Raw genomic sequence first — 24,801 nt, forward strand, 5'->3', positions numbered from 1 at the left:
AGGGTCCGCGGCCTCTGCCGGTCGGGACGGGCCGACCGGTCAACGCCGCTGCCACGCCTCGGCCACGCCGTGCCGGTCAGCGGCGCTTGCGCGTCATCACGTAGACCAGCAGGTTCGCCACCGCCCGGTAGAATTCCGCCGGGATCGCCTGGTTGACCTCGACATGGTCGTACATCGCCCGGGTGAGCGCCTTGTCGACGACGACCTCGATCCGGTGCTTCTCGGCGATCTCGCGGATGCGGAGGGCGATCAGGTCCGCGCCCTTGGCCAGAACCGTCGGGGCGTCGTTCTCGCTCTGGTCGTAGCGCAGCGCGATCGCGTAGTGCGTCGGGTTCGCCAGGATCATGGTGGCGCGGGGCACCGCCGCCATCATCTGCTTGCGCAGCCGGTCCTGCGCCAGCGAGCGCATCTTCGCCTTCACGAGCGGGTCGCCCTCGAGCTGCTTGAACTCGTCCTTCACCTCCTGCCGCGACATCCGCAGGTCGCGCTGCCAGCGCACGCGGGTCCAGACCAGGTCGCCGGCGACCAGCGCGATCGTCGCGACGCTCACGGCCGAGACGAGGCGCACCGAGAGGGTCAGCAGGAATTCGGGCAACCCGACTGGATCCACGAACATGACATTGACGATCTCGTGGCGATCCGCGTGCAGGACCATGTAGGACATGCCGCCGATCGCGAAGAACTTGAACAGATTTTTCCCGAACTCGACGAACCCCTGCAGACTGAAGAGCCGATTCCAGCCGGCGACGGGGGAGATGCGGGACCATTTCGGCTGGATCCGATCGAACACCACGCGCGGCGCGTTCTGGAAGATCGAGGCGGCGATGCCGGCCACGAGCAGGATGACCAGGACCGGCAGCAGGAAGCGGCCCATCTCCAGGGCGAGGGCGTGGACGAGGCGCATCGCGTCGTGGCTCGTCTCCACGCTGAAGTTGCGCGGCTGCTCCAAGATCAGCGCGAGCCTCTGCACCAGCGGCAGCCCCTGATCCCGCGCCACGAAGACCAGGAAGATCAGCAGTCCCAGGATGGAGGCGAAGACGGGCGCTTCCCGCGAGAACGGCGTGTTTCCTTCCGCGATCGCGTCGCTGATCTTCTTCTCGCTCGCCGCCTCGGTCTTGCTCTCCCTGTCCTCAGACATCGCGGCGCCCCGAACTCGGGCCGCCGACGGCACCGCGCCGGTCGGCCCGGCGGGACGCGTCCGCCGGAGCGGCGCCCCGGAGCCGTCCCCGACCGGGGACGGTGCTAGCGGAAGTAGGTCTCATCCGAGTCGGCCGGGGTGAGTTCGATCTCGCCGCGCGACGCCATCTCGAGCGCCTGGTCGGTGATCGCGCGGCGCGCGTCGAGCACGTCCCGCTGGGCGGCGGGCTCGCCTCCCTCCAGCTCGTGCTCGACGAGGCGCCGGGCGCGGGCGGTCAGCGCGCTGAGCACGACGTTCCGCAACGGCCCGTTCGTGCCCTTCAGGGCGAGGATGACCTTCTCGTGCGGGACCTGATCGAAGAGCGTCGTCCGCGCCCGCGGCGTCATGTGGATGATGTCGTCGAAGGTGAAGAGCAGGCTCTTCAGGATCTCGGCCGATTTCGGGCGCGTCTGCGTGAGGTTGTCCAGGACCTCCTCCATGCTCTGGCGCTCCATCTTGTTGACGATGTCGGCCATGCGCGAGTGGGTATCCGCCGCGGCATTGCGCGCCAGGTTGATCATGAAGTCCTCGTGGATGGTCTGCTCGATCATCTTCATGGTCGCGTCGACGATCGGCTTGAACGTCAGCATCCGCCGCATGACGCCGTTGCGCAGCGGCGCCGGCAACTGCGCCATCACCTTGGCGGCGCAGGCCGGCTTGACCTTGGACAGCACGAGCGCCGCGGTCTGAGGGTGCTCCTTGATCAGGTAGCCCGCCAGGGCGGTCTCGGACCCGTTGGAGATGCGGTCCCAGATCGAGCGGCGTACATGCTCACCCGGGCCGGGATCGACGAAGCGCGGATCTGGCGCGTCGAGGGCGCCGCGGACCGGACGCCGCGCAACGCCGCGGATCCGAAGGCTCCGGAGAACCGGCGGATCGAGATTCTCCTGCAGGGATCTCCAGGATGAAGGTGTCCCGGACCGGGCGGATCGTGGCGGCCGCCCTCGGCCTGCTCATCGCGGGGAGGGCCGCCCCCGTCGCCGCGGAACCGGCGGGCGGCCCTCCCGCCGCCCCGGCCGCAGAGCCGCAGGCGCCGACGGGCGATCCGGTGCAGTCGGTGCGCACGCTCCAGTTGCTGCAGGATCGGGTCGCCGCCGGCTCCCGGGCCGCCCACGAGAGCCAGCCGCTGCTGATCGCCCGGATCAACGCGGATCTCCTGGCCGTCCCGCCCGAGATTTGGGGCCGCCGGAGCAATATCCGGGCCGCGATCACGTTCGCCCTCAGCGGCGGCGGTCCTTCCGTCCTGCGCCGGCTGACGGCGCAGGACGGCCTCGGCGAGCCCGAAGCGACGCTCGCGCGCGGGGCGCTCGCCTATGTCGAGGGGCGGGAGGCCGAGGCGCGGCGCCTGCTCCAGGACGTCGACACGACAGATCTGCCGCCGACGCTCGCGGGCGCCATCGGCCTGACGCAGGCGTCGCTCGCCGTGCCCGACCAGCCGATCCGGGCGATCGCCCTGCTCGACCGCGTCCGGGTGCTGCTGCCGGGCACGCTGACCGAGGAGGGCGCCCTGCGCCGCGAGATCTTCACCCTCGGTCAGATCGGCGACCTGAAGACGTTCGAGGCGCTGGCGATCCAGTACCTGCGCCGCTTCCCGCACTCGATCTACGCGGGCAACTTCCGGCAGCGACTGGCCTATCAGCTGACGCAGTTCGATATCGGCCACGACGCGGAGCGCTTCGCGACCCTCAACAGGATCCTGGACGAGCTCGGTCCCGAGAGCCGGCGCGACCTGTATCTGGTGGTCGCCCAGACGGCGATCCAGGCGGGTCAGACGGCCGCGGCGCTCCGCGCCAGCGAGAAGGCCCTCGCGCTGTGCGCGCCCGGAAGCGCGGAGGCGACCCGGGGCCAGCTCTACCGGGCTGCCGCCGAGATCGTGAGCCTGGCGACGTTCCAGTCCGGGTCGCGGACGCTGAGATCGCTCGACAGGGCCAAGCTCACGGCCCGCGACCTGCCCCTCCTCGAGACGGCCCTGTCGACCGCCGAGGCGATCGGACGCGGGCTCGCCGGCCGGCCCGGCCTGCCGGAGGCCGACGCCGCCGCGAAGCCGGCGCGGGCGGCGCCGGATCCCACCGACGGGCCCGCGAGCCTGATCCCGAAGGCGCAGGCCACGATCGACCGGATCGATCTGATGCTCAGCAAGGCGACCCCGTGAACACGATCTCCACCGCGGTCCAGAAACCCGTCCCCAAACCCGATCGGGATGTCGCACCGTCCCCGCATCCGGCGGCCGACCTTCAGGCGCTGCCGGATCCGGCGGTGCGGGGCGCCTTCGACCTGGTCCTGCGTGCGGTCTCAGGGGGAACTCCCGCGGCCCGACCCGAGACCGACGGAGGTGAGATGGACGAACCGGAGGGCGCGACCGGGGAGGATCGGCGGCCCGAAGCCGGCGCATCGCCCGCGCCGCCGCCGTCACCGGGCGATCCCGGCAGCGCCGCCGCGGCGCTCGCCGAGATCCTGAGCGCGGCCGTCCTGTCGGCCCGTCCGGAACTGCCCGCGGGACACGGAACCGGTGCTCCGGGACCGGCCCCATCCGCCGCATCCCCGGCGGGCCCCGACGCGGCCCCGGAGACCAGCCTCGTGGGAAATCTCGAGGCGGCCCGCGCGGACGCGTCGCCGCGCGCCGGGCCGAGCCCGGGCACCCTGCTGCAGGGCGGCCCCCCGCAGGTCGAGGTTCTCGACCGGGCGGTTCACTTCAAGCCCGTCCTGCCCGAGGCGGCCCGCCACGCCCTCCCGGCCGCCGCAGCGGCAACGTCCCCGTTGCCGGCCGTCCCGAACGCGGCGGACGCTCAGCCTCGACCCGTCCGCCCCGGACCGGTGGCTCCGGCCGTCGCCGGGCCCGATCCTGCTCCGATCGCGCCGGCCGCCCAGATCGCCGCCCAGATTGCCGCGCAAGTCGCCACCCAGATCGCCGGGACGGTCGCCGGGAAGGTGAACGCAGCGCCGCCGAAGGCGACGGTCGCCCTCGCGACCGATCCCGAGCCTCGAGCCGGCGATGCGTCGGCCCGCGCCGATGCGTCGGCCCGCACCGCGACGGGGATCGATGGGCCGGGGGGGCTCACGGCACGCGAGGACAACCGTCCCCGCTCCGGCATCGCCGGACTCCTCCTCGCCCCCACCGGCCGGCAGGGGCCGCCGGGCGTCCCCATCCCGGGTCCCGGCAACGGATCCGGGACCGAGCCGGCCCGACTCGCCGCCGTCCTGCCGACGATCGCGGCGGCCATCACGGAGGAGATTGAGCGCGCGACCGCGGCCGGACCGGAGCGTCGCGTCGGCGCCGATCCGGCGATCCCCGCGGCTCAGGACGGGCCGCTCCGGGTGCTCAAGATCCAGCTCCGGCCGGAGAGCCTCGGGATCGTCACGGTGGAATTGCGGCTCGTCGACGGTCAGCTCGAGACCCATCTGCGCGCCGCGCGTCCCGAGACGGCGGCGATGCTGCAGCGGGATTCGGCGATCCTCACCGAACTGCTCAAGCACGCGCATTACCGGCCCGAGATCATTGTCGAGCCGGTTCGCCCCGGCGACGCCGGGTTCTCCGCGGGCGGATCACCGTCCCAGGGCCAATCCGGGCTCACCGACGGCGGCGCCCGGCCGGGTCACGGCGGGGACGGGCAGCGGCAGGCAGACCAGCGCGCGGCGCAGCGGCCGACGCTCGGCAGGCGCGACGGGGAGCGGACAGATGAGACGGTACGTCCTCGCGACGGCGGCGTTTATCTGTAGCGCCGCCCCGGTCGCCGGGACCGTGTGCGAGGCCGAGATGGGCCGTGCCGCGGCCCGTTACGGCGTGCCCCTCGGCGTGCTCTACGCGGTCGGCCTCACGGAGACGGGTAAGCGCGGCTCGCTCCAGCCCTACGCCATGAACATCGAAGGGGCGGCCTATTTCGCGACCGGGCCCCAGGACGTGCTGGCCCACTTCGCCGCGGCGCGCCGCCGGGGCGCGCGCCTGATCGATCTCGGCTGCATGCAGATCAACCACCACTATCACGGCGAGAAGTTCGCCTCGGTCGAGGCCATGATCGACCCGCGCGCGAACGTGGACTACGCGACGCAATTTCTTCGGGATCTGAAGCGGCGGGAGGGCAGCTGGACGATGGCCGTGGCGCGCTATCATGCCGGCCCGCACAACAACGCGGCGCAGAAGATCTATATCTGCCGGGTCGTGGCCAACATGGTCGCCACGGGCTTCGGCCAGTGGACGCCGGCCGCGGCCCATTTCTGCCGGTGATCGTCCCGGCCGGGGCGGAAGAATGCGGACCGGGCCCGGTCAGGGAACCAACCGAAGGACCGGGCCCTTTCGGCAGAGGCCCCGTCACCGGCCCGGAGGAGCCGCATGACCGACGCCCCAGACCCGCCGGAAGGACCGCCCGGGAAAACGGCGCTGCTGGTGGTCCTCACCCTCACGGCCGTTGCCGCCGCCGCGTACGTCCTGATCCACATGGACTAGGTTGCCCGGCGACGCACCTACAGGGTCCGACAATTCCCGTAGCTGACCTTGACGTCGTTGCGCTCCTCGGGATTGAGCTGCGCCTCGACGAAGTTCATCTTGTTGAGGTCGATCAGAAGGAAGTAGACGCCGTTCTGACACTTGATCGCGTTGCGCGGCGTGCGCTCGTTCAGCCGCGGCGAGGCTGTCTGGCACTCGTAATAGTCGGAGCGCCCGGCCGAGATCACGGTCAGCAGGCCGCCGCTGGAGACCAGCGAGAATGTCCGGGCCTTCTGGGATTGCAGTTTGGCGCCTTCGGGTGCGGCGACATCGAGACTGGTCGACGCCTCCACCGTACACGTCATCGGACGGCGCAGCTGGGGGACCGCGGGCGTGATGCTCAGCAGGAGGAGCGCACCAGCGAGCGCTACCCGTTCGGCGATCATCGGCGAGGGATCCGTGATTCGTGGGTAGTTTCTACCCAGAAGCTAGACCGTTATCCATCCTTGTAAATGCCGCCTGCTCGGATCGATGGGCCGATCAACAGATTTGCCGCCCGCTCCATTGCATCGCGCCAAGGATTACGGGCCAGGCCGGTTCTTCCGCCGGGACCCGATCCGACCGGAATGCCGGCGAAGCGCGCTCTAATCCGCCAGGGCGTCCGGATTGTCGTTGGCGGCCGGATCGGGATCGCGCCGCGCCGCGATCTCCGTACCGATCTCCATGAGCAGCAATCGGGACAGGAGTTGCATCGTCGCCGTGCCGTGCGCGACCACGAGTTGATGGGCCAGGATCGTCGCCTCCACCATGCGGTCAAAACCGTCGTCGTCGGACATGGCGGTGCAGTAACCTGGTTGAATGCCGAGCATACAACTTAAAGGTAAGGATCCGGTTCGACCGCCCGCGCAGAAACAGGATTTCCCATGATCCCGACCGTCCAGGCCGACGCGCTCCTGGGGAGACTGGCCGAGGCCCTGGGGAGCCCGGTCGAGATCTTCTTCGCCGAATGCGCGCCGGCGACCGGGCGCACATCCGGGGACGCGTCGCCGGATTGCGACGCGCTGCCGACGCTGGAGCTGCTCCGTCTGTGGGAATCGCTGCGGGAGCCGGTGCGCCGGGAGCGGGTGCTGGCCGCCGCCCGGCAGGAGGCCCGAACCCTGCGGGCGAGCCGCGCCGAGGACGCGGCGGCCGGCTGACCGGAGCTCACCGCGCGCGCAGATCCGGGACGCGGCTGTCGGATCGGGCCGTCTCGATCAGGGGCCCGCGGCGGGCGGCGCGGGTACGGCCGCGAAGGTCAGGGCCGTCGCGGGCAGGGCGGGCGTGGCCAGCCTGTCCTGCTGAGCCGGCTTCTCCGGCTTCTCCAGCTTGGCCGTTCGCCTGTCGCGCTTCTCGTAGAAGGCGTTGCCGCCGGCGACGGCCACGTAGTGCATGTTCGTGTAGGGGAAGCGGTGGCCCGCGGTGTGGAAGAACATCGCCTTCCCGACCTTCGGGTGCCGCTCGCCGGCCAGGACGGCGTCGGCGGCGTCGGCGACCTTCTGCAGGTCCTTCTCCTGCATCGGCTTGGTGAGGACGCCCGGCGCGAACTGGCCCGGCTGCCCGACCACCGCGCAGATGCCGCCCGGGAAGATCGCGTTCTCGAGCCGGTTCATCACGACCGTGCCGACGGCGACCAGCCCGTCGCTGTCGCTCCTGTTCGACTCGAAGTACATGGCGCGGCCCAGACAATCGCGCTCGGCGTCGCTGACGACCATCGGCGGCTTGCGGTCGGGGATCGATCCCGTCGTGAGCACCGGCGACGCGGTGTTGCAGGCCCCCAGGCCGCCGGCCGCCGCCAGAACGATCAGTGCAGGACCGACCTTCGTCCTCTCGCTACCCCGCATGCATCCGCGCTCCGTGCTCCTCCAGCCTGACCAGCCAGGCGGTGTTCCACTCCGACCGGACGAAGGCCAAGCTTGACGGCACGTTCGCGGCGAGGATGTGGCGAGGCTGTCCCGTTTCGGGACCGGACCGGGAGCCTCAGTGCTGGCCCTGACCCGCGGCCAGGACGGTCACGCCCAGGGCGATCACCCCGATGCCCACCAGCATCGTCGGGTTGAGCGCCTCGCCGTACAGCCACGCGCCGCCGAGCGCCGCGCCGATCATGCCGATCCCCGACCAGATCGCGTAGACCACGCCGATCGGCAGCATGTCCATGCTGGTCGACATCAGCCACAGGGCGGTGCCGTAACCGAGCGCCACGATCACCGTCGGCCCCGGGCGGGTGAGGCCGTCGGCGGCCTTCAGCGCCAGGGTGGCGGTCACCTCCGCGCCGATGGCGAGCCCGAGGATCAGGTACGGATTCATGGCACGGCGGACTTTCGGGCTGCGCGGGCTGGGTGAGTCGGGCGGTCGAGGCGTGTAGAACCAGGTTCGAATCGGACGCCCGCGCGGACGGGGCGGCGCTGGGCCGGCCCGGATCCGCGTCGAAACGGCCGCGGACGTCGGCGGTCGCCGGACACAAGGCCACAGATCCGTGAACATTTCCGAACCGGCGGCTCGCCGCTTCGCGGGCGACGGACCGGCCCGGCGCCGGGGCCGATTGGGGCTTTCGTTAAGGCCTGCTGATCATGGTGACCGCGCGCCGTCCCGCCCCGGGGCCGGCCGCGCGACAGCGACGATCCAGAGCGACACAGATCCAGCATGACCGCGTCCTTGGCGATCCCGGATTCTCCGGCCCGCGCGCGCCGGGGCCGCCGCTGGGGCGCGATCGCCGCGGCGGGCGGCGCCGCGATCGCGGGCTGCGCCTGGACCGCGGCCGCGCTGATCAACGTCCCCGATCCCGTCACCCTGACGGCGCTCGCGGTCATCGAGCCGTCGTCGGTGGGCACGTGGTTCCCGAGCCGGATCGTCCAGGCCCCGGCCCGGGCGAGCGACCTGCCGGCGCGGCCGCGCCCGATCCTCGACCGCGTCCCCTGGAAGGGGAAGACGGTCCCGCTGATGACGGTGCTGGAGGCGACCCACACCAACGCGTTCCTGGTGCTGCAGGACGGCGTCCTGATCCACGAGTGGCAGCGCGCAGGCACCGGACCGGAGACACTGTTCCCCTCGTGGTCGGTGGCGAAGTCCATCGTCTCGCTGCTGGTCGGCGCCGCGGTGGCGCGGGGTCAGCTCGCCGAGACCGACCGGGTCTCCACCCTCCTGCCCGAGCTGCGGAACGGCGCGGTCTTCGGCCAGATCACCGTGCGCAACCTCCTCGACATGGCGAGCGGCATCGCCGTGCCGGAGAACTACGACCCCCGGCATCCCCTGACCGGCACCGCCGGCATGTACCTGACGCGCGATCTCACGGCCTTCGTGCGCGACAACGCCCACCTGGCGTTCAAGCCCGGCACCAAGGGCCGCTACCGCAGCATCGACACCGAGCTGCTCGGCCTGATCCTCGCCCGGGTCGAGGGCAAGCCGCTGGCCGACATCCTCTCGGAGCGGATCTGGAAGCCGATGGGCGCCCAGGCCGACGCCACCTGGAACCTCGACCGGCCCGGCGGCATCGAGAAGGCGTTCTGCTGCATCAACGCGACGGCCCGCGACTTCGCCCGCCTCGGCCTTCTGGTGGCCGACCAGGGCCGGTCGGGCGATCACCGCATCATCCCGGGCCGCTGGATCGAGCGGATCATGACGCCGGCCCGGCGCGACGTCGACGGCTGGCAGTACTCGGCCCAGTGGTGGCACGCCCCGGGCGGCGAGGACGACGACATCTCGGCGATCGGCGTCTACGGCCAGTACATCTACGTGAACCGCGCGACCGGCACGGTGATCGTGAAGCTCAGCGACCACGGCGCCGAGCAGGACGAGGTCGACACGCTGGCGGTGATGCAGGCCATCGCGGGCGACCTCGCCGCCGGCCGCCCCGCCGCCCGCAAGGACCCCTGAGCGGGCGACCGCGGTCCCGAGTCCCGATCGGGCCGGGATCGGGCCGGGATCAGGCTTCTGTCGGGCCGGCTCCCGGCACGGAGGGCTGCCGGGCGATCGGGCTCAGGGGCGCGAGGTCCCGCGCCCGCCAGTTGCGCAGGAGCCGCCAGCCGACCCGCTTCCAGGCGATCGACGGCACCGGCGAGGCCGGATCCACGAGGGCGCTCAGCGCCCGCGTGTAATCGAGCACGAGGCCCGGGGTCCAGGTCATGGACCGCGCCCCGTTGCGCAGGAAGGCCGCCGCCCAGAACTCCGGCGTGGTCAGCGCCGCCGCGAGGCGCCGCCAGGGATGCCCGCCGCGGCTGAACGCGCCCTCCACGGCGATGTCCAGCGCCCGCGCCACCGTGGTGGAGCAGTTGCGGCTGATGAAGTTGTAGGTGGTGTCGCGGCTGTACTGCGCCCAGAACGCCCGCAGCCGGGCGGCGTCGATGCCGTTCAGCGTCACCGCCACCGTCGCGGGGCACCAGTCCGCCACCTCCGCGGCGTGCGAGGGCAGGAAGCGCCCGGGCACGTCGTTCTCCGGGCCCGCGCGCAGGCTCGAGCGCAGGTTGGCGGGGGAGCGGTCGATCTCCACCGCGGGGTAGTGGCTGACGTAGAGGTCGTCGCCCTGCTGCAGGGCCGCGTGGCCGGTGGAGAAGCGCCCGGCCTTGTCGACGGAGGCGACGTAGCGCCGGATCAGCCGCTGGCCGGCGGGGGTGGTCGCCTGCCCGGTGGGCGTCCAGACATAGACCGTCAGGCTGCCGGGCTCGTCGCCGCCGACCGACACGACCGACACGGCCGGCTCGGCGGTGCCCAGGCGCCGGGTGCGCAGCCCGACCAGCGCGAGGTTGGCGCCGTTCAGGATCAGGAACATGCCGATGCAGTAGCCGACCGTGCCGGCGTACCAGGTCGGCCAGGGCTGGAGATGGAACAGGCCGAAGGCGATGCTGAGGCCGCCGAGGGCGACCGACATCCGCCAGCCAGCGAATTTCAGCAGGCCGGCGATCGTGATCCGGACGAGGCCGTCGACCACGAAGGCGACGCCGAAGATCATGGCGAGCAGGAAGGTGCTGTGCTTCGTGGCCATCATGATCAGCACGGCCATGACCGACAGCAGCGCGCCCTTGGCGAGGCGCAGGCGGCGCGCGGCACCGATCGCGGACGCGCCGACGAGGAGGGAACTCACGCCCTCGGCCAGGAGGATCAGGCCGAACCACCGGTCCGGGACGTGGAGCGCACCGTCGAGGGAATCGATCACCACCAGGAGGCCGAGCGACGACCACAGCAGGCCGGTGGCGGCGATGAGGTGCCAGTGACGGCGGACCGCGGCCCGGCCGACGAGCAGCATCCAGAGGGGCGGCATCCGGCCGCCGACCGCGTCCGCGGCGCCCGGTCCGGGCGCTTCGAGCGCGGAGAGCGCGCGCGGGATAGTGGTCGCACAGGGTCCGGACATAGGGGTCGCCCTCGATAGCGCGCGTCGACGGGCCTCTCGCACGGATGCCGCCGTGCCGTCACGGCCGGAACGAGGCTCCCGACGCGCGAGCGTTTCGCGACGCGCCCGGCGCGCACGATCCACGCCTTGCCTGAGAACTTTGTTAATCGCGGCCCGGTCGCGGCGCCAGCGCCCGCGGAGAGGCCGTGGAGAAGCGCCACGGCCCCCGGGATCCCGTCGCGCGCCGCCCGACCGATGGTCAGCAGGGACGCGGGCCGCGGTCCGATCGACCCGTAACCGGGCGGCATCCGCGATCCGTCCCTGTCTCCGCCGCTGATTCGCGCCCCTGCAGCCCGTCATCGCGCGGCCGTTCGCAGTCATCGCGGACAGCCTCACGGACCGGAGGCCGAAACTGCGCACTGTTTGCGAGACGCCGCAGGCCTGGCAACCTCATGTTGCCTCGCAAGAACAGAAAATGTTCAAAGAACATCCTAAGATAAAGTATAGACAAAATAGACAGTTTTTGTATAGTTACACGCCAATCTTGGCACACTCGAAGCAATTCGGCGCATGCTTGGGCGGTAAAAGCTGATCCTAGCCTCAGCTTTATCGATGCGCCGGTTTTCATGCCTCGAATTTCGGTACTGGGGGATTCATGAACACCATCGATCTGAACGAAAAGACCTCGGACCTGAACACAGACCTGATCAAGTGCACGGCATCACTGGTCGCGGCCTACGTGTCTCGGAATGCGGTGGGCGTGGGCGACCTGCCGGTTCTGATCGACCAGGTGCACACGGCCATATCGGTGCTGCAGGGCGGCGGCTCGGGATCCGGTCCCGGCTGGACCGGCCCGACGGCGGCGCAGATCGAGGCTTCGATCCAGCAGGACGGCCTGATCAGCTTCATCGACGGCCGGTCCTACAAGACACTGAAGCGTCACCTCACGGCGCACGGCCTCACGCCGGAGCGTTACCGGGCGAAGTACGGCCTGCCGGCCGACTACCCGATGGTGGCCCCGGGCTACGCCGCCAAGCGCTCGGAGATCGCCAAGGCGATCCAGCTCGGACACAAGGCGGCCTGAGGCGGCCAGGCCCGCACCGCCCTGGATCGGCGGCCCCGTCCGGGCCGCCGCGGGACACGGGCGCGGGAATGCCTGACGGCGGATCGCCCGATCCGCCCGTCCCGGTCTCCGCGCTGGGGTCGGGGGGCCCCCGGGGGGGCCAGCGCGGAGACCGACCCCGATGACCCGGTGGGGCGGGGCAGGGCGGATCCCGCGAGCGCCCGCCGGTCGCGGGATCCGCTCAGACCCGGGCGACCGCCAGGGTCCCGTCATCGATGGGGACGAACCGGACGCCCGCCCGGCGCAGCGCCTCGACCGCGTGCAGGCGGGACCGGCTTCCCCGATGCTCGCTGTCCTCTTCCAGACGCCGCACGGTGGAATGCGACAGGCCGCTCGCCTGAGCGAGCTCCATCATCGACCAGTCGAGGAGCGCCCGCGCGGCCCGCAGGTGGTAGCCGCTCACGGAATGCTCCAGCCCCTCGTGCAGGCCGCCGGGGGGCGGGGCGTGGTTGCGGACGGGGTATTTGAGCCCGCAGCGCCCGAGATAGGTCCCGTCCGGATCCCAGACGGGCATCGTGAGGATCCGGAAGTGCCAGAGCTCGCCGTTGGCGAGGCGCTCGTGGGCGCCCCCCTGGAAGAACGCCCGCCGCTCGATCTGCTCCAGGGCCGCTGCCCGGAAGCCCGCGCGCTCCTCGGGAACGATCAGGATATACGGCTCGGCGCAGATCTCCTCCAGCGGGAGCCCGTGGACCTGGGCGACGGCGAACGGGATGTCCCGGACGCGGTCGAGCCCCATCGAGAAGGTCGTGATGTGCTCCGTGAGGTAGAGCGCGCTCTGCCGGCGGCGCTCTTCCTGCCGCAGGCGCGCCAGCTGCTCGCGGTCGCTCACGTCGAGCGCCGTGCCGCTGAGGGCGACGGGCCGCCCCTCCGCCGAGACGCGCACCTCCATCGTCAGCGAGAGCGTGCGCACCGTGCCGTTCGTCCGGATCACCCGGACGATGACCTCGCGGGGCACGTGCCCCTGCCGGATGTCCGCCAGCGCCGGCATGAGAGGCCGGTCCTCGGGATGGATCAGGCTCAGCAACAGGTCGTAGCGCGCCTTCGCGGCGTTCGGAACGAGCCCGAGCAGCCGGTAGAACCCGGGCGACCAGACCTGCTCCTCGCCCGCGAAGATCCAGCTCCAGGCCCCACTCACGCCCCGACTTTCCGTGAGAGTCAGGAACTCTCCCGACGAGAAAGTCAGAGCGCTTAAAGCAGTATGGAACATCTCAGCACCGTTCGAACCGTATCACCGTTCCCGCCGTTCGGCCACGAGAATTTTTTCGGCACAACACTTCACCATTCATCCGGAATTTCTTCAGATCCGGCACGTATCTCCATCGATATGGCGCCCGCGATCGACAAACATCTTGCATCGACATTCCAGCCCGAGGCGGTTTGTTCCCGATCGAACGGATTCGTTCCTGCCGCGCTGTGAACGGAGGTTTCCGGGATCCCCGACCGCATCCCGCCCCTCCGCGCGTTCGGCACACACCGTCACGACAGCAACGCGACCGGATCTCGCTCGACAATGACCCCTGTCGCGAAGTAACTTCTCTGACCTTCGGTGTTTAAGAATGGTGATTTTCCGCTCTGGCATTGAATCGAACTTCAGAAAAGCGCGACGTCGATGTTCTATGACGAGTCATGCACGCATATTACAGATTTTATTGTGAATTTTATTGATTGTATATGATTCATAATCGGTCATTGTGCGAATATTACAATACGTTTGCCAAATTATCGATATGCAAATCCCACGAAATCGAGCGACTGGCGCGCTGATCCTTGGATCGTCGAGGCTCCTCAGACGGGCGCGCGACGGGGCCACGCGAGCGCGGCCGGCGCGGCGAGGTCGGAACCGGGACCGGTGGCGATTGACAGGCCGGGCCGTACAATGCGGGGACACGGGGTCGCGCACCGGGAGGAACCGCATGAGGGTCGCCTGCATCGGCGAGTGCATGGTCGAACTGTCCGAACGCCCGGACGGGAATCTGGTCCGGGGCTTCGGCGGCGACACGCTGAACACCGCGCTCTACCTCGCGCGCCTCGGCGTCGCGGTGGACTACGTGACCGCGCTGGGCGACGACATCTGGAGCGACGAGATGGCGGCGGCCTGGGGCCGCGAGGGCATCGGCCTCGACCGGGTCCGGCGCCTGCAGGGCCGGATGCCGGGCCTCTACATCATCCGCACGGATGCCGACGGCGAGCGCAGCTTCCACTACTGGCGCGACCGGGCCGCGGCCCGGGACCTCTTCACCGAGCCGGGCGCCGCCGAGACGGAGGCGGAGCTGGAGCGCTACGACCTCGTCTACCTGTCCGGCATCAGCCTCTCGCTCTACGGCGAGACCGGGCGCGCCGCCCTGTTCGAGACGCTGTCGCGCCTGCGGGAGCGGGGCGGGCAGGTCGCCTTCGACACCAATTACCGTCCCCGCGGCTGGCCCGACCGGGACGAGGCCTGGGCGGCCTTCCGCGCGGCCCTGGACCTGGCCGACGTGATCTTCGCCTCGGCCGAGGATCTGGACTGGCTGTTCGGCGCGGCGGGCGAGGACGAGGTGCTGCGCCACCGCGGCCGGGCCGAGATCGTGCTCAAGACCCTGGACGGATCCGGCCCCGTCGCCCGGGTGCTGCACGGCCCGGCCGACACCGCCGTGCCGGCCGGGCGCGCCGCGCGGGTCATCGACACGACGGCGGCGGGCGACAGTTTCGCGGCGGGCTACCTCGCGGCGCGCATCGCCGGGCTGGCACCGGAAGCCGCCGCCGCTGAGGCGCACCGCCTGGCCGGGGCGGTGATCGGGCATCGCGGCGCCGTGATTCCCCGGGACGCGATGCCGGTCCCCGCCGCCCGACCGCCGGGTCCGGACGTCTGAGGGAGGCGGGGCCGCCCTTGAGGCGGACAAGCGCAACCGCTACCTCTCTGCCAGCGGGGGACGGCTCCCGCAGCGTCATCGCCGCGCGTGGTGCGGCCGAGAGGGCACCCGTGGCGCCGATTCCCCCGCCGATCCAGGTTCCCGAACCCGACGCCGCGGCGGGCGGCGGCGCGCCGAAGACGCGGGTCAGCGCGCGCGGCCGGCTGCGCACCTATTTCCTCACCGGAATCATCGTCGCCGGCCCGCTCGCCATCACGGCCTACATCACGTGGTGGTTCATCGCGCTGATCGACTCGTTCGTGAAGCCGCTGGTGCCGGCGAGCTACCTGCCGGACCATTACCTGCCGTTCTCGATCCCGGGCCTCGGCCTCGTGATCGCGTTCCTGGCGGTGACGCTGCTGGGCTTCCTCACGGCGAACCTCGTCGGACGCTCGGTGATCGAGTTCGGCGAGGTCCTGCTGGCGCGGACCCCCGTGATCTCCGGCCTCTACAAGGGCCTGCGGCAGATCTTCGAGACGCTGTTCTCGGCCAACGGCACCTCGTTCCGCACGGTGGGGCTCGTGGAGTTCCCCGTGAAGGGCACGTGGTCGGTGGTGTTCCTGTCCGCCCCGGCGGCCCACGAGGTCGAGGGGGCGCTGCGGGCCCGGGGGGCGCCGGCGGACGACCTCGTCGGCGTCTTCCTGCCCTGCGCGCCGAACCCGACCACGGGCTTCTTCTTCTACCTGCCGCGCGCGGAGGTGGTGGAGCTCGCCATCAGCGTCGACGACGCCGCCAAGCTGGTGATGTCGGCCGGGGTGATCCAGCCGGAGGACCCGCAGGGCCGCCTCAACGCCATGGCGGCCACCCTGCGGACGGCCCAGCAGGCCGGCGGACCGCTGCCCCGCCGGGAGCCGCAGGACGCGTGATGCGGCGCCCGGTCGCCGGCTTCGTCGCCGTCTCGGCGGCCTGAGCCACCCCGTCTCGCGCCACGGTGCAGGACGTCCCGCTGCCCTGGGTCGCTTCGCTGCGCTCGCGATGACGGCAGCGTCGAAGCGGAGGCGACCTCCGGTCCGCTCAAGGGGCCTTCCCGAGGCGCCGGCGCGCGATCCAGGCCTCCTGCGCGCCGAGCTCACCGCTCCTCGGCTTGAGGGAGACCGTGGGATTGGCGGCCATCGTCCACGAGAAAGGCCGTCCCGCGCGCGCGGGACGGCCCTGAAATGATCAGACTGCTATCGGCTCAGCGCTGCAGCGAGGCGGTCTGCGGCGCGATGGTCGGCGGCGTCGCCTGCGCGACCGTCACGGCGCTGCGGGGCGCCGTCGGGCCCCAGCCGGAGGCGCATTGCAGGGTAAGGGCGAGGCCCAGCGCGATGCAGAGCCCGTTGGCGGCCAGCCAGAAGGGCCGGGACGCCCGACGCACGGCGGCCTGCAGCTCGTCCGCGGTCTTGCCCGCCGCCTCGGCGGCGCGATCCGAGATCGGCAGGAGCCAGGGCTCGGTCGGCAGGGCGTGGGCACCGGCCATCTCGTGGGAGCCCGGCAGGCCTTGGAACAGTCCGTTCGACATGTCCGTCCTCCAGATTCGTCCGTGATGTCCCGGCTTACCGGGCCATTCGTTCATCTCCAGTTAAGGGAAGAATATGGCTGATGCAAGGTCACGAGGCCTGTCCGGAGCCTCTTGGACCGCCCGTACGGCGCCGCCAAGCTTCCGCGCGATCCCGTCAAACCTCTGAAACGAAACACTTTTTCAGAGAGCCTGTGACATCGGCGCATCGGAGTACCGATCCGGTCGCGCGGCGGCGATTCCGGATCCGGCCGTTCAGGAAGGCCGGACTTTCCTGAACGGATCCGTTCAGGAAACCGTTCATCCGGCCCCGATCAGCCGGATCGCGGCCTCCCGCTCGAACAGGTAGAGCAGCACCCGCAGCGCCTGTCCCCGCGGACTCTTGAGGCCGGGATCGCGCTCCACGATCATCCGCGCGTCGTCGCGGGCGGCCTCCAGCAGGGCGGCGTCGCTCTCCAGCCGCGCCAGCCGGAACGCCGCCATGCCGGATTGCCGGGTTCCGAGCACCTCGCCCTCGCCGCGCAGCTTCAGATCGGCCTCGGCGATGCGGAAGCCGTCCTCGCTCGCGCGCATCATCTCCAGCCGGGCCCGGGACACCTGCCCGAGGGGCCCCCGGTAGAGCAGCAGGCACGAGGAGGCCTTCGAGCCGCGCCCGACCCGGCCGCGGAGCTGGTGCAGCTGCGCCAGCCCGAAGCGCTCCGCGTGCTCGATCACCATGATGGTGGCCTCGGGCACGTCAACCCCGACCTCCACCACCGTGGTCGAGACCAGGAGCTTGGTCTCCCCGGCGGCGAACCGCGCCATGGCGGCGTCCTTCTCGGGGCCGGGCATCTTGCCGTGGATCAGCCCGACCGCGTCGCCGAAGTGCTTCCGCAGATCGTCGAAGCGCTCGGCCGCGGCGGCGAGGTCGACGAACTCCGATTCCTCCACCAGCGGGCAGATCCAGTAGACCCGCTCGCCCCCGGCGATCGCCCGGGCGAGGCCGGCCACGACCTCGTCGATCCGCTCGGTCGGCAGCGTGATCGTCCGGATCGGCTGCCGGCCGGCGGGTTTCTCGTCGAGGATCGAGACGTCCATGTCGCCGAAGAAGGTCAGCGCCAGGGTGCGGGGGATCGGCGTCGCGGTCATGACCAGGAAGTCCACCGCCTCGCCCTTGGCGCCGAGCGCGAGGCGCTGGTGGACGCCGAACCGGTGCTGCTCGTCCACCACCGCGAGGCCGAGGTCGCGGAACGTCACCGCCTCCTGGAACAGGGCGTGGGTGCCGACGAGGATGTCGATCTCGCCCGCGGCGAGGTCGGCCAGCGTGCTCTTGCGCTCCGCGGCCCGGTCGCGGCCGGTCATCAGGCGCAGGCGCAGGGGGCCGGCCAGCGGCCTCAGCCGCTCGAAATGCTGCCGCGCCAGGATCTCGGTGGGCGCCATCAGGGCGGCCTGACGCCCGGCCTCGACCGCCGAGGCCATGGCGAGCAGGGCCACCGCGGTCTTGCCCGAGCCGACATCGCCCTGGAGCAGGCGCAGCATCCGCCGGGGCGCCGCGAGGTCGGCGCGGATCTCCGCCACCGCCCGGCCTTGCGCGCCGGTCAGCGCGAAGGGGAGGGCGGCCTCGAGGCGCCCGCTCAGGGCGCCGTCGCCGGCATTGACCCGGCCGGCCTTGCGCCGCTGGCGGGCGCGCAGGAGCGCCAGCGCCAGCTGCGAGGCGAGGAGCTCGTCGTAGGCGAGCCGCTTCCGGGACGGCGTCGCGGGCGGCGGCTGGAGCGGGTCCTCGGCCTTCGGCGGCGCCTCCTCGGGGCGGTGCTCGAGGCGGAGCGCGTCCGCGAAGGCGGGCAGGCGGTTCCGCTCCAGCCAGGCCGGGTCCTGCCATTCCGGCAGGACCGGCAGCCGGTCGAGGGCCGCGACCGCGAGCTTGTTGATCGCCCGGGAGGTCAGCCCCTCGGTGGCGCCGTAGACCGGCTCGACGGCGGGGAGTTCCGCGAGGCCCGCCTCGTCCACGATCCGCGACGGGTGGATCATCTGGCGGGTGCCGTCCCAGAGGTCGATCCGGCCGGTGATGTAGCGGTGCGACCCGAGCGGCAGCATCTTCTCCACCCGGGCGCGGGGCATGCCGAAGAAGACCAGGGAGATGTCGCCGGAGGCATCCTCCACCAGCACCCGGTGCGGGCGCCGGCCGGGCCCGGCCTGGGCCGGGCGGTGCGCCACCACGGTGACGCCGATCGTCACCGGCTCGCCGGTGGGGGCCTCGCTGATCGAGCCCATGAGCTTCCGCGCCACGCCGCCCTGGGGCAGGTGGAACAGCAGGTCCACGACCCGGGCCTCGCGCTCGGGGGTGCCGAGCAGCTTCTCGATGAGCGGCGCCATCTTCGGCCCGATCCCCGGCAGGGCGCGGGCCGGCGCGAAGAGCGGGTCGAGGATGCTCGGCCGCAGGGGCGGGGCGACGGCAGGCGCGGGGGCGGCCTCCGCCGCCGGCGCCTCGGCCGTGTCGGAATCCTTCAAGGCCGGGTCCTGAGTCGCGCGTGCATCTGTCATGGCGGTTCGGCGGACATGGTGCCGGAGGCGCCTTATCATCCGGTGCATCCCGGCGCGCCAGTGCGGCAGGATGGAGACCGACCCCGGAGACCGAATCCATGGCCCGCGACTTCCTGCCGGGTTTCGACCGGCACCGGATCGAGACCGCGCCCGGCGTGACGATCAACGCCCGCTCGGCCGGGTCCGGGCCGCCGGTGCTGCTCCTGCACGGCCACCCGCAGACCCTGTCGACGTGGCTCCACGTCGCGCCGCGCCTCGCCGAGCGGCACGCCGTGGTGGCGATGGATCTGCGCGGCTACGGCGATTCGGCCAAGCCCCCGGGCGGCGAGCGCCACGTCGCCTATTCCAAGCGCGCCATGGCGGCCGACGCGGTGGCGGTGATGCGGGCGCTCGGCCACGAAAGGTTCGCGGTGGTCGGCCACGATCGGGGCGGGCGCGTCGCCCACCGCCTCGCCCTGGATCATGCGCAGGCCGTGGAGCGGATCGCCGTGTTCGACATCGCGCCGACCGCGACCATGTACGCGCGCACCGACAAGGATTTCGCCACACGCTATTTCTGGTGGTTCTTCTTCATCCAGCCCTATCCCCTCCCGGAGACGCTGATCGGGGCCGATCCGGAATACTTCCTGCGCCACCACGTCGAGGGCCAGTCGAAGACCCCCGGCTCGACCCCGCCGGAGCTCTTCGCCGAGTACCTGCGCTGCTATTCCGACCCGGCCTGCCGCCACGCGATCTGCGAGGATTACCGGGCGGCCGCCGGGATCGACCTGGAGCACGACGCGGCCGATGCCGAGGCCCGGATCACCGCGCCGCTGCTGGCGCTCTGGGGCGCGAAGGGCGTGGTCGGCCGGACCTACGACGTGCTGGAGACGTGGCGCGAGAAGGCGACCGACGTGTCGGGCCGGGCGCTGGATTGCGGCCACACCCTCCAGGAGGAGCGGCCGGACACGGTTGTCTCGGAGCTTGCGGCGTTCCTGGGTTGACGGACTGCGGCGCCGTGGCCCCGCGTCGCCGGTCTTGGCAGATCCGCTGAAAAGCGCAGATACGAGACGTGCCGGGCTCGCGAACAGCGTCCCCGGTTGATGACTTCGACACCGCCGTCATCGCGAGCGGAGCGAAGCGACCCAGGGTGGCACCAGGCTTCCTGACGTCCCGCTGCCCCGGGTCGCTCCGCTCGCGAGGACGGGGCCGCGCATCAACCGGAACCTTGGGAAGCCCGACGCCACACTGTCCCGAGCGGGACGCGTCGATCGTGCAGGACACCATGCCGGAGGACACAAACACCGTCTTCGAGGTCGCCGTGGTCGGGGCCGGGGCCGCGGGGCTCGCCGCCGCCCTGGCGGTCGCCCGCGAAGGGATCCCCACGGCGCTGGTCGGGCGCCACGCCCCGGTGGCGGACGGACGGACCGTCGCGCTCCTCGACGGGTCGGTGCGCTTCCTGGACGCGCTCGGCGCCTGGGAGGCGGTGGCGCCGCACGCGAGCCCGCTCTGCACGCTGCAGATCGTCGACGACACCGGCAGCCTGTTCCGGCCGCCGCCGGCGCGGTTCCGCGCCGCCGAGATCGGCCTCGACGCCTTCGGGTGGAACGTCGAGAGCGCCCGCTTGGTCGAGAGCCTGCGCGCCCGCGCCCGGGCGCAGGACAACCTCACCCTGGTCGAGGCGGACGCCGCCGGCGCCGTGCCCGGCGAGGCGGCCGCCCGCGTCGCGCTGGCGGACGGGCGTGCCGTCGAGGCCCGGCTCGTGGTGGGGGCCGACGGGGCCCGCTCGCCGCTGCGGGCCGCCAGCGGCGTCCGCGTGCGCGACTGGACCTACCCGCAGAGCGCCATCACCACGATCCTGGCCCACGCGCGCCCGCACCGCGACGTCTCCACCGAGTTCCACACCCGGTCGGGGCCCTTCACCCTGGTGCCGCTGCCCGGCGGCCACCGGTCCAGCCTCGTCTGGGTGACCGGGGAGGGGGCGGCCCGGCGGCTCGCCGCCCTCGACGACGCGGCGCTGGGGCAGGCGGTGGAGCGGCAGGCCCGGGCGATGCTCGGCGCCATGCGGGTCGACGGCCCCCGCGGCCTCGTGCCGATGCGCGGCCTCGCGGTGGCGACCCCCGTGGCCCCGCGGCTGGCGCTGATCGGGGAGGCGGCCCACGTCTTCCCGCCGATCGGCGCGCAGGGGCTCAATCTCGGCCTGCGCGACGCCGCGACCCTGCGCGACGCGGTGCTGGCCGCCGTCCGCGACCGCCGCGATCCCGGCTCCCGCGCCGTGCTCGACGGCTACGCGCGGGCGCGCCGCGTCGACACGGCCGCGCGCACCGCCGCGGTCGATCTCCTCAACCGCAGCCTGCTCACCGACCTGCTGCCGGTCGACGCGCTGCGCGGTCTCGGCCTGCTGGCGATGACGCAGCTCGGACCGCTGCGGCGCCTGGTGATGCGGGAGGGCGTGCTGCCCCGGATCGGCGCGCCGGAGCTGATGCGCGCGGCGCGCTAGGACCGTTCCCGATCGTCTCGCGCCAGCGGCGCCCCCTTTCCCGCGCGGGAGAGGGGACCCGCGCCTCGTGCGGCACCGGCAGTGACAGGGAGCGGTCGGACGGCGCTTCCCGGAGGCGGCCTCAGGCCCGGCGCGAGCGCCCGGACGCCGCGACCTCGGCGCGCGCCGGGGCGGGCCTCAGAGATCCGGCTGGGCGGCGACGTAGGCGCCGAGCCGGGTCGCGAGATCGACCGGGCCGCCGCCTCGGGCCTCGCCCGAATCACCGATGAGGATCACCGGGATGCCGCGCTCGCGCAGCTGGCCGCGGAGGCGGGCCGCGCGGCGGGCGTAGGCGGGATTCCGGCGGGTGGGCGCCTGGAGCAGCACGGCCGCCGGACGGGCGATCACGGTCAGGACGTCGTCGGCCGCCTCCATCGAGGCGGTCACGCTCGCGTATCCGAGGCTGGCCAGCTCGCCCGAGAGGGACCGGTCCACGGCGCGGACGCCGTCGTCGACCACGAGCACTTGTTGCAGCGCACCCATAAGCTTGAGCGGTACTCCATCCCGGACGGCTTGGAAAGATAGCCGTCACGACAATCCGATGCAGAACCCGCGAAGAGGCGGATCGGATCCGTCGGTTCGTGTGCAGATGCGAGATTATCCGCGCCGCCTGAGTGCCGGATGAACCGGCGATCGTCCGCCGTTCAGGCGGAGGGGACGGTCGCGACGGTGGCGGCGATCGCCGCGACCGCCCCGTTCGCGCCCCCGTCCGCGCGGAGCGGGCGGAAGCCCGTGCTTCGCCACGCCAGGGGGTCCGTCGCCGGGATCACGCCGCGGGTGAGCGGGGAGGCGGCGCAGGCCGCCCCCCGGCAGGCGAGGTCGCCGTCGGCGCCGGCGGCGAGGTCCAGGAGATCGCGGGGTAGGAAGGCCTGCCCGGGCTCGGCCAGGGTCGCGGCGAGGTCGTCCGGGCCGGGGCGGGTCAGTACGAGCGCCTCACCCAGGACCAGCGAATCGAGGCGCTGCGGGCCCGCGGGCCCGGCGCCCCGCGGGGTCAGCCGGGCGGGCGCGCGGTGGACCACGTCGAGGACCCGGACGGTCCAGGGCAGCGGCAGGGCAGCGAGAGCCGATTCGACCCGCGCCGGGACCACCAGCCGGGTCGGAACCGGCCGCAGCAGGGCGGCGCGGAACCCGGTCTCGTCGAAGGGCAGAACGGTCTCCAGGCCGGCGCCGGCCGCCAGGGCGGTGCCCAGGCCGGTCACGAGGCCGCGCAGGTCGTGGCCGGGCAGGAGCGTCAGGACCCGCTCGTCCGCGGTCAGGGGCAGCGCGTCGAGATGGGCGGCGACCGCCGCCGCCAGCGCCGCGGCGGTGCGGTAGACCGGCCGGCCGGGATCGCCGCCCGCGAAGGTGACGAGGCCGCGGCCCGGCGCCGGCTCGACCACACCCCGCTCCAGGGCCATCGCGTCGAGGCTGATCACGCCGTCCGGCACGCTCGGGCCGAAGGCCGCGAGGTAGCGCAGGGCGAAATGGCGCATGGCCGCGCGGGTGAGGTCCTCGGCGGGCCGGCGCGCGCCGCGGCGGCCCTCCGTCAGCACAGCGACGAGGCCCGCGGCCTCGATCCCGGCAGAGAGCTCCGCCTCGTCCCAGAGGGCGGGCATCGCGCAGGGCAGGTGGCCGGCCGCCTCGACGGCGAGGTGGGCGAGGGCCGATTCGGCACCGCCCGAATACCATAGCCCGATCCGGCTGCCGGCCGGGAGCCGCCACGCGGCGATCCCGCGGGCGAGCCGACCGACGATCTCGGCGGCGGCCGCGTAGGTCCAGGTGATGGACGGGCGCCCGCACCACGCGACCCGGTCCCCCGAATCACGCAGGAGGGTGCGCTGCGGGCCCGCCAGGGCGGCGGCGAACAGGCGGGTCGCGAGACCGTCGGACAGGCGTCCGGACAGGACTCCGGACAGGCCGTCGGGCCCGTCCTCGGATCGCGCGGACGCGTCCGGTGCGGCGTCTTCCGCCCACTCCGCCACCGCCAACGCGCTCAAACCCGCCGCCCCCGCCGATCCTGCAGAACGCCTATCATCTCGGCCCGACAGGGTTAACCGACCGCTAAGAGCGGCCGCGCCGCTGGACGCCGCCGATCGCTGCCGGAGGGCGTCCGGAAGGCCTTCGGCGGCGTCCGGCGGCGCGGCCCGATCACGCGCTCGTGCCTCGCGGCCGCGCAACGTCGCGCTTGCGGCCGGGCGGATGGGAGCCTATCGGGGGCCGGGCGCGGTCGGGACGGTTCCGACAGCTTCCCCGGCCGCGGTGTCATGCCTTCGCCTCATTCGAGGGGAAAGGCAGGCCGCCCGGTCGCCGGGGAGAGGGATGCGCGCAGACGGCGCCCGTCCCGCCCGATGGCCGGACCGATTCATCCGGAGTTCCGGGCGGCGCGCCAACGCGGCGGGCAGCCGGACGCTCCGGCGGACCTGCCGCCAGGCCGGCTCCGCATCCTGCCAGCCACACCACGTCTCTTCCAAGGGGTCAGAGCCGATGTCCTTCACCCGCACCGCGACGCTCGCCCGCGCCGCCCTCCTCGGCCTCGCGGGCCTCGGTCTCGCGGCCGCGCCGGCCCTGGCGCAGCCGAAGAAGCCCGCCGCGCCCGCGCCGGCCGCCCCGGCGCCGACCGCCCCGGGCACCCCCGCGGCCAACACCCCGGCCGCCCAGACGGGCCCGCAGATCGTCGCGGTGAAGTCCGAGCCGAGCCAGGCCGACTGGACCAAGGTCTGCGGCAAGGACCAGGGTTCGGGCACCGACATCTGCTACACGACCCGCGACTTCGTGTCCGACCAGGGCCAGCCGGTGCTGGCCGTGGCGGTCTACGAGATGAAGAACGCCGCCCAGAAGCAGGAGGTGCGCGTGGTGCGCTACCTGCTGCCGCTCGGCCTGCTGCTGCAGCCGGGCATCCGCTTCAGCGTCGACGGCCAGGCGGCGACCGCCGGCCGCTTCGCGGTCTGCTTCCCGAACGGCTGCTTCGCCGAGGCCGGCGGTGTCGATGCCGGCGTGATCGCCGCGATGAAGAAGGGCACGACCCTGAACGTCTCGGTTCAGAACCAGACCCAGCGCGAGGTCACCTTCGCGGTGCCGCTGGCCGGCTTCGGCAAGGCCTTCGACGGCCCGGCCATCGACCCGAAGGTCCTCGAGGAACAGCAGAAGAAGCTCCAGGCGGAGCTGGAGAAGCGCTCCGAGGATATGCGCAAGAAGCTCGAGCAGCAGCAGGGCGCCGCCCCGGCCGCCGGCGCGGCTCCGGCGCCGGCCCCGGCCGCCAAGTAAGCGCCATCGACCCGCCGCGCGGCGGGTCCGTACCGGGGGCCGGGCCGCGAGGTCC

24 protein-coding genes and 1 pseudogene are annotated in these 24,801 nt (G+C 72.4%); 13 read left to right on the plus strand and 12 right to left on the minus strand.

Annotated features, from left to right (window positions below; all coding sequences use genetic code 11):
• Positions 1-76: 76 nt before the first annotated feature.
• Both flhB and LXM90_RS14875 read right to left on the minus strand, forming a co-directional pair.
• Complete coding sequence (gene flhB / locus LXM90_RS14870) at positions 77-1,138, minus strand: flagellar biosynthesis protein FlhB (RefSeq protein WP_091978276.1); 1,062 nt, start codon at positions 1,136-1,138, stop codon at positions 77-79.
• 104 nt (positions 1,139-1,242) lie between these two features.
• Positions 1,243-1,938 (minus strand): annotated as a pseudogene (locus LXM90_RS14875) (flagellar motor switch protein FliG); the annotation flags it as partial.
• A gap of 6 nt (positions 1,939-1,944) precedes the next feature.
• On the opposite strand from LXM90_RS14875, the gene LXM90_RS14880 reads away from it, so the two are divergent.
• The 4 genes from LXM90_RS14880 to LXM90_RS14895 all read left to right on the plus strand — a co-directional run bounded on the left by LXM90_RS14880 (position 1,945) and on the right by LXM90_RS14895 (position 5,399).
• Positions 1,945-2,085, plus strand: coding sequence for a hypothetical protein (locus LXM90_RS14880; protein ID WP_020093256.1), 141 nt, complete (start codon positions 1,945-1,947; stop codon positions 2,083-2,085).
• Positions 2,082-3,329, plus strand: a complete 1,248-nt coding sequence (locus LXM90_RS14885; protein ID WP_234080752.1) for a chemotaxis protein — start codon at positions 2,082-2,084, stop codon at positions 3,327-3,329. The genes LXM90_RS14880 and LXM90_RS14885 overlap by 4 nt, the downstream gene beginning before the upstream one ends.
• 185 nt (positions 3,330-3,514) lie before the next feature.
• The gene (locus LXM90_RS14890; protein WP_234080753.1) at positions 3,515-4,894 is read left to right on the plus strand and encodes a flagellar hook-length control protein FliK; all 1,380 of its coding nucleotides are present in this window, start codon (positions 3,515-3,517) and stop codon (positions 4,892-4,894) included.
• Positions 4,854-5,399 (plus strand): transglycosylase SLT domain-containing protein, encoded by a 546-nt coding sequence (locus LXM90_RS14895; RefSeq protein ID WP_042670687.1) that lies wholly within the window; start codon positions 4,854-4,856, stop codon positions 5,397-5,399. Before LXM90_RS14890 ends, LXM90_RS14895 begins: the two co-directional genes overlap by 41 nt.
• 236 nt (positions 5,400-5,635) lie before the next feature.
• Here the strand turns inward: LXM90_RS14895 and LXM90_RS14900 are convergent, their stop codons facing one another.
• Together LXM90_RS14900 and LXM90_RS14905 are read right to left on the minus strand one after the other, a co-directional pair.
• Positions 5,636-6,043, minus strand: coding sequence for a hypothetical protein (locus tag LXM90_RS14900; protein ID WP_020093261.1), 408 nt, complete (start codon positions 6,041-6,043; stop codon positions 5,636-5,638).
• Between the two features lie 198 nt (positions 6,044-6,241).
• Positions 6,242-6,433, minus strand: a complete 192-nt coding sequence (locus LXM90_RS14905) for a hypothetical protein (protein ID WP_020093262.1) — start codon at positions 6,431-6,433, stop codon at positions 6,242-6,244.
• An 87-nt stretch (positions 6,434-6,520) separates the two neighbouring features.
• Here LXM90_RS14905 and LXM90_RS14910 point away from each other — a divergent pair, with 87 nt between their 5' ends.
• Positions 6,521-6,793 (plus strand): hypothetical protein, encoded by a 273-nt coding sequence (locus tag LXM90_RS14910; RefSeq protein WP_020093263.1) that lies wholly within the window; start codon positions 6,521-6,523, stop codon positions 6,791-6,793.
• 57 nt (positions 6,794-6,850) lie between these two features.
• Here the strand turns inward: LXM90_RS14910 and LXM90_RS14915 are convergent, their stop codons facing one another.
• Positions 6,851-7,477, minus strand: coding sequence for a cell wall hydrolase (locus LXM90_RS14915; protein WP_020093264.1), 627 nt, complete (start codon positions 7,475-7,477; stop codon positions 6,851-6,853).
• Positions 7,478-7,613: 136 nt separating this feature from the next.
• Entirely contained in the window at positions 7,614-7,940 is a 327-nt protein-coding gene (locus LXM90_RS14920; RefSeq protein ID WP_020093265.1) for a DMT family transporter, read from the minus strand.
• Between the two features lie 336 nt (positions 7,941-8,276).
• Here LXM90_RS14920 and LXM90_RS14925 point away from each other — a divergent pair, with 336 nt between their 5' ends.
• Positions 8,277-9,506: a serine hydrolase domain-containing protein gene (locus LXM90_RS14925; RefSeq protein ID WP_020093266.1), complete on the plus strand. Its 1,230-nt coding sequence runs from the start codon at positions 8,277-8,279 to the stop codon at positions 9,504-9,506.
• A 49-nt stretch (positions 9,507-9,555) separates the two neighbouring features.
• Here LXM90_RS14925 and LXM90_RS14930 read toward each other — a convergent pair whose 3' ends face one another.
• Positions 9,556-10,977, minus strand: a complete 1,422-nt coding sequence (locus tag LXM90_RS14930; protein WP_020093267.1) for a DUF4105 domain-containing protein — start codon at positions 10,975-10,977, stop codon at positions 9,556-9,558.
• Positions 10,978-11,611: 634 nt separating this feature from the next.
• Here LXM90_RS14930 and LXM90_RS14935 point away from each other — a divergent pair.
• Complete coding sequence (locus LXM90_RS14935; RefSeq protein ID WP_020093268.1) at positions 11,612-12,040, plus strand: MucR family transcriptional regulator; 429 nt, start codon at positions 11,612-11,614, stop codon at positions 12,038-12,040.
• 220 nt (positions 12,041-12,260) lie between these two features.
• Here the strand turns inward: LXM90_RS14935 and LXM90_RS14940 are convergent, their stop codons facing one another.
• Positions 12,261-13,214, minus strand: coding sequence for a PAS domain-containing protein (locus tag LXM90_RS14940; RefSeq protein ID WP_020093269.1), 954 nt, complete (start codon positions 13,212-13,214; stop codon positions 12,261-12,263).
• Positions 13,215-13,277: 63 nt separating this feature from the next.
• Here LXM90_RS14940 and LXM90_RS14945 point away from each other — a divergent pair, with 63 nt between their 5' ends.
• The 3 genes from LXM90_RS14945 to LXM90_RS14955 all read left to right on the plus strand — a co-directional run bounded on the left by LXM90_RS14945 (position 13,278) and on the right by LXM90_RS14955 (position 15,833).
• The gene (locus tag LXM90_RS14945; protein ID WP_158684214.1) at positions 13,278-13,496 is read left to right on the plus strand and encodes a hypothetical protein; all 219 of its coding nucleotides are present in this window, start codon (positions 13,278-13,280) and stop codon (positions 13,494-13,496) included.
• Between the two features lie 496 nt (positions 13,497-13,992).
• Positions 13,993-14,928: a sugar kinase gene (locus LXM90_RS14950; RefSeq protein WP_020093270.1), complete on the plus strand. Its 936-nt coding sequence runs from the start codon at positions 13,993-13,995 to the stop codon at positions 14,926-14,928.
• A 110-nt stretch (positions 14,929-15,038) separates the two neighbouring features.
• Complete coding sequence (locus LXM90_RS14955) at positions 15,039-15,833, plus strand: DUF502 domain-containing protein (protein WP_020093271.1); 795 nt, start codon at positions 15,039-15,041, stop codon at positions 15,831-15,833.
• 311 nt (positions 15,834-16,144) lie between these two features.
• Here the strand turns inward: LXM90_RS14955 and LXM90_RS14960 are convergent, their stop codons facing one another.
• Together LXM90_RS14960 and recG are read right to left on the minus strand one after the other, a co-directional pair.
• On the minus strand, positions 16,145-16,468 hold the full coding sequence (locus tag LXM90_RS14960) for a hypothetical protein (RefSeq protein ID WP_012318646.1): 324 nt from the start codon (positions 16,466-16,468) through the stop codon (positions 16,145-16,147).
• Positions 16,469-16,765: 297 nt separating this feature from the next.
• Positions 16,766-18,985 carry an ATP-dependent DNA helicase RecG gene (recG, locus tag LXM90_RS14965; protein ID WP_234080754.1) on the minus strand — a complete coding sequence of 740 codons (2,220 nt, stop codon included), beginning with the start codon at positions 18,983-18,985 and terminating at the stop codon, positions 16,766-16,768.
• 98 nt (positions 18,986-19,083) lie between these two features.
• On the opposite strand from recG, the gene LXM90_RS14970 reads away from it, so the two are divergent.
• Both LXM90_RS14970 and LXM90_RS14975 read left to right on the plus strand, forming a co-directional pair.
• Positions 19,084-19,968, plus strand: a complete 885-nt coding sequence (locus tag LXM90_RS14970; RefSeq protein WP_020093273.1) for an alpha/beta fold hydrolase — start codon at positions 19,084-19,086, stop codon at positions 19,966-19,968.
• Positions 19,969-20,249: 281 nt separating this feature from the next.
• Positions 20,250-21,464: a UbiH/UbiF family hydroxylase gene (locus tag LXM90_RS14975; protein WP_020093274.1), complete on the plus strand. Its 1,215-nt coding sequence runs from the start codon at positions 20,250-20,252 to the stop codon at positions 21,462-21,464.
• Between the two features lie 177 nt (positions 21,465-21,641).
• On the opposite strand, the gene LXM90_RS14980 is transcribed toward LXM90_RS14975, so the two are convergent.
• Both LXM90_RS14980 and LXM90_RS14985 read right to left on the minus strand, forming a co-directional pair.
• Positions 21,642-21,986 carry a hypothetical protein gene (locus LXM90_RS14980; protein ID WP_020093275.1) on the minus strand — a complete coding sequence of 115 codons (345 nt, stop codon included), beginning with the start codon at positions 21,984-21,986 and terminating at the stop codon, positions 21,642-21,644.
• Between the two features lie 161 nt (positions 21,987-22,147).
• Positions 22,148-23,479 (minus strand): AMP-binding protein, encoded by a 1,332-nt coding sequence (locus tag LXM90_RS14985; RefSeq protein ID WP_234080755.1) that lies wholly within the window; start codon positions 23,477-23,479, stop codon positions 22,148-22,150.
• Positions 23,480-23,966: 487 nt separating this feature from the next.
• Here LXM90_RS14985 and LXM90_RS14990 point away from each other — a divergent pair, with 487 nt between their 5' ends.
• Positions 23,967-24,746, plus strand: a complete 780-nt coding sequence (locus tag LXM90_RS14990; protein ID WP_020093277.1) for an invasion associated locus B family protein — start codon at positions 23,967-23,969, stop codon at positions 24,744-24,746.
• The last annotated feature ends 55 nt before the right edge of the window (positions 24,747-24,801 follow it).

This window comes from Methylobacterium oryzae, from assembly GCF_021398735.1.
Classification (GTDB): Bacteria; Pseudomonadota; Alphaproteobacteria; order Rhizobiales; family Beijerinckiaceae; genus Methylobacterium.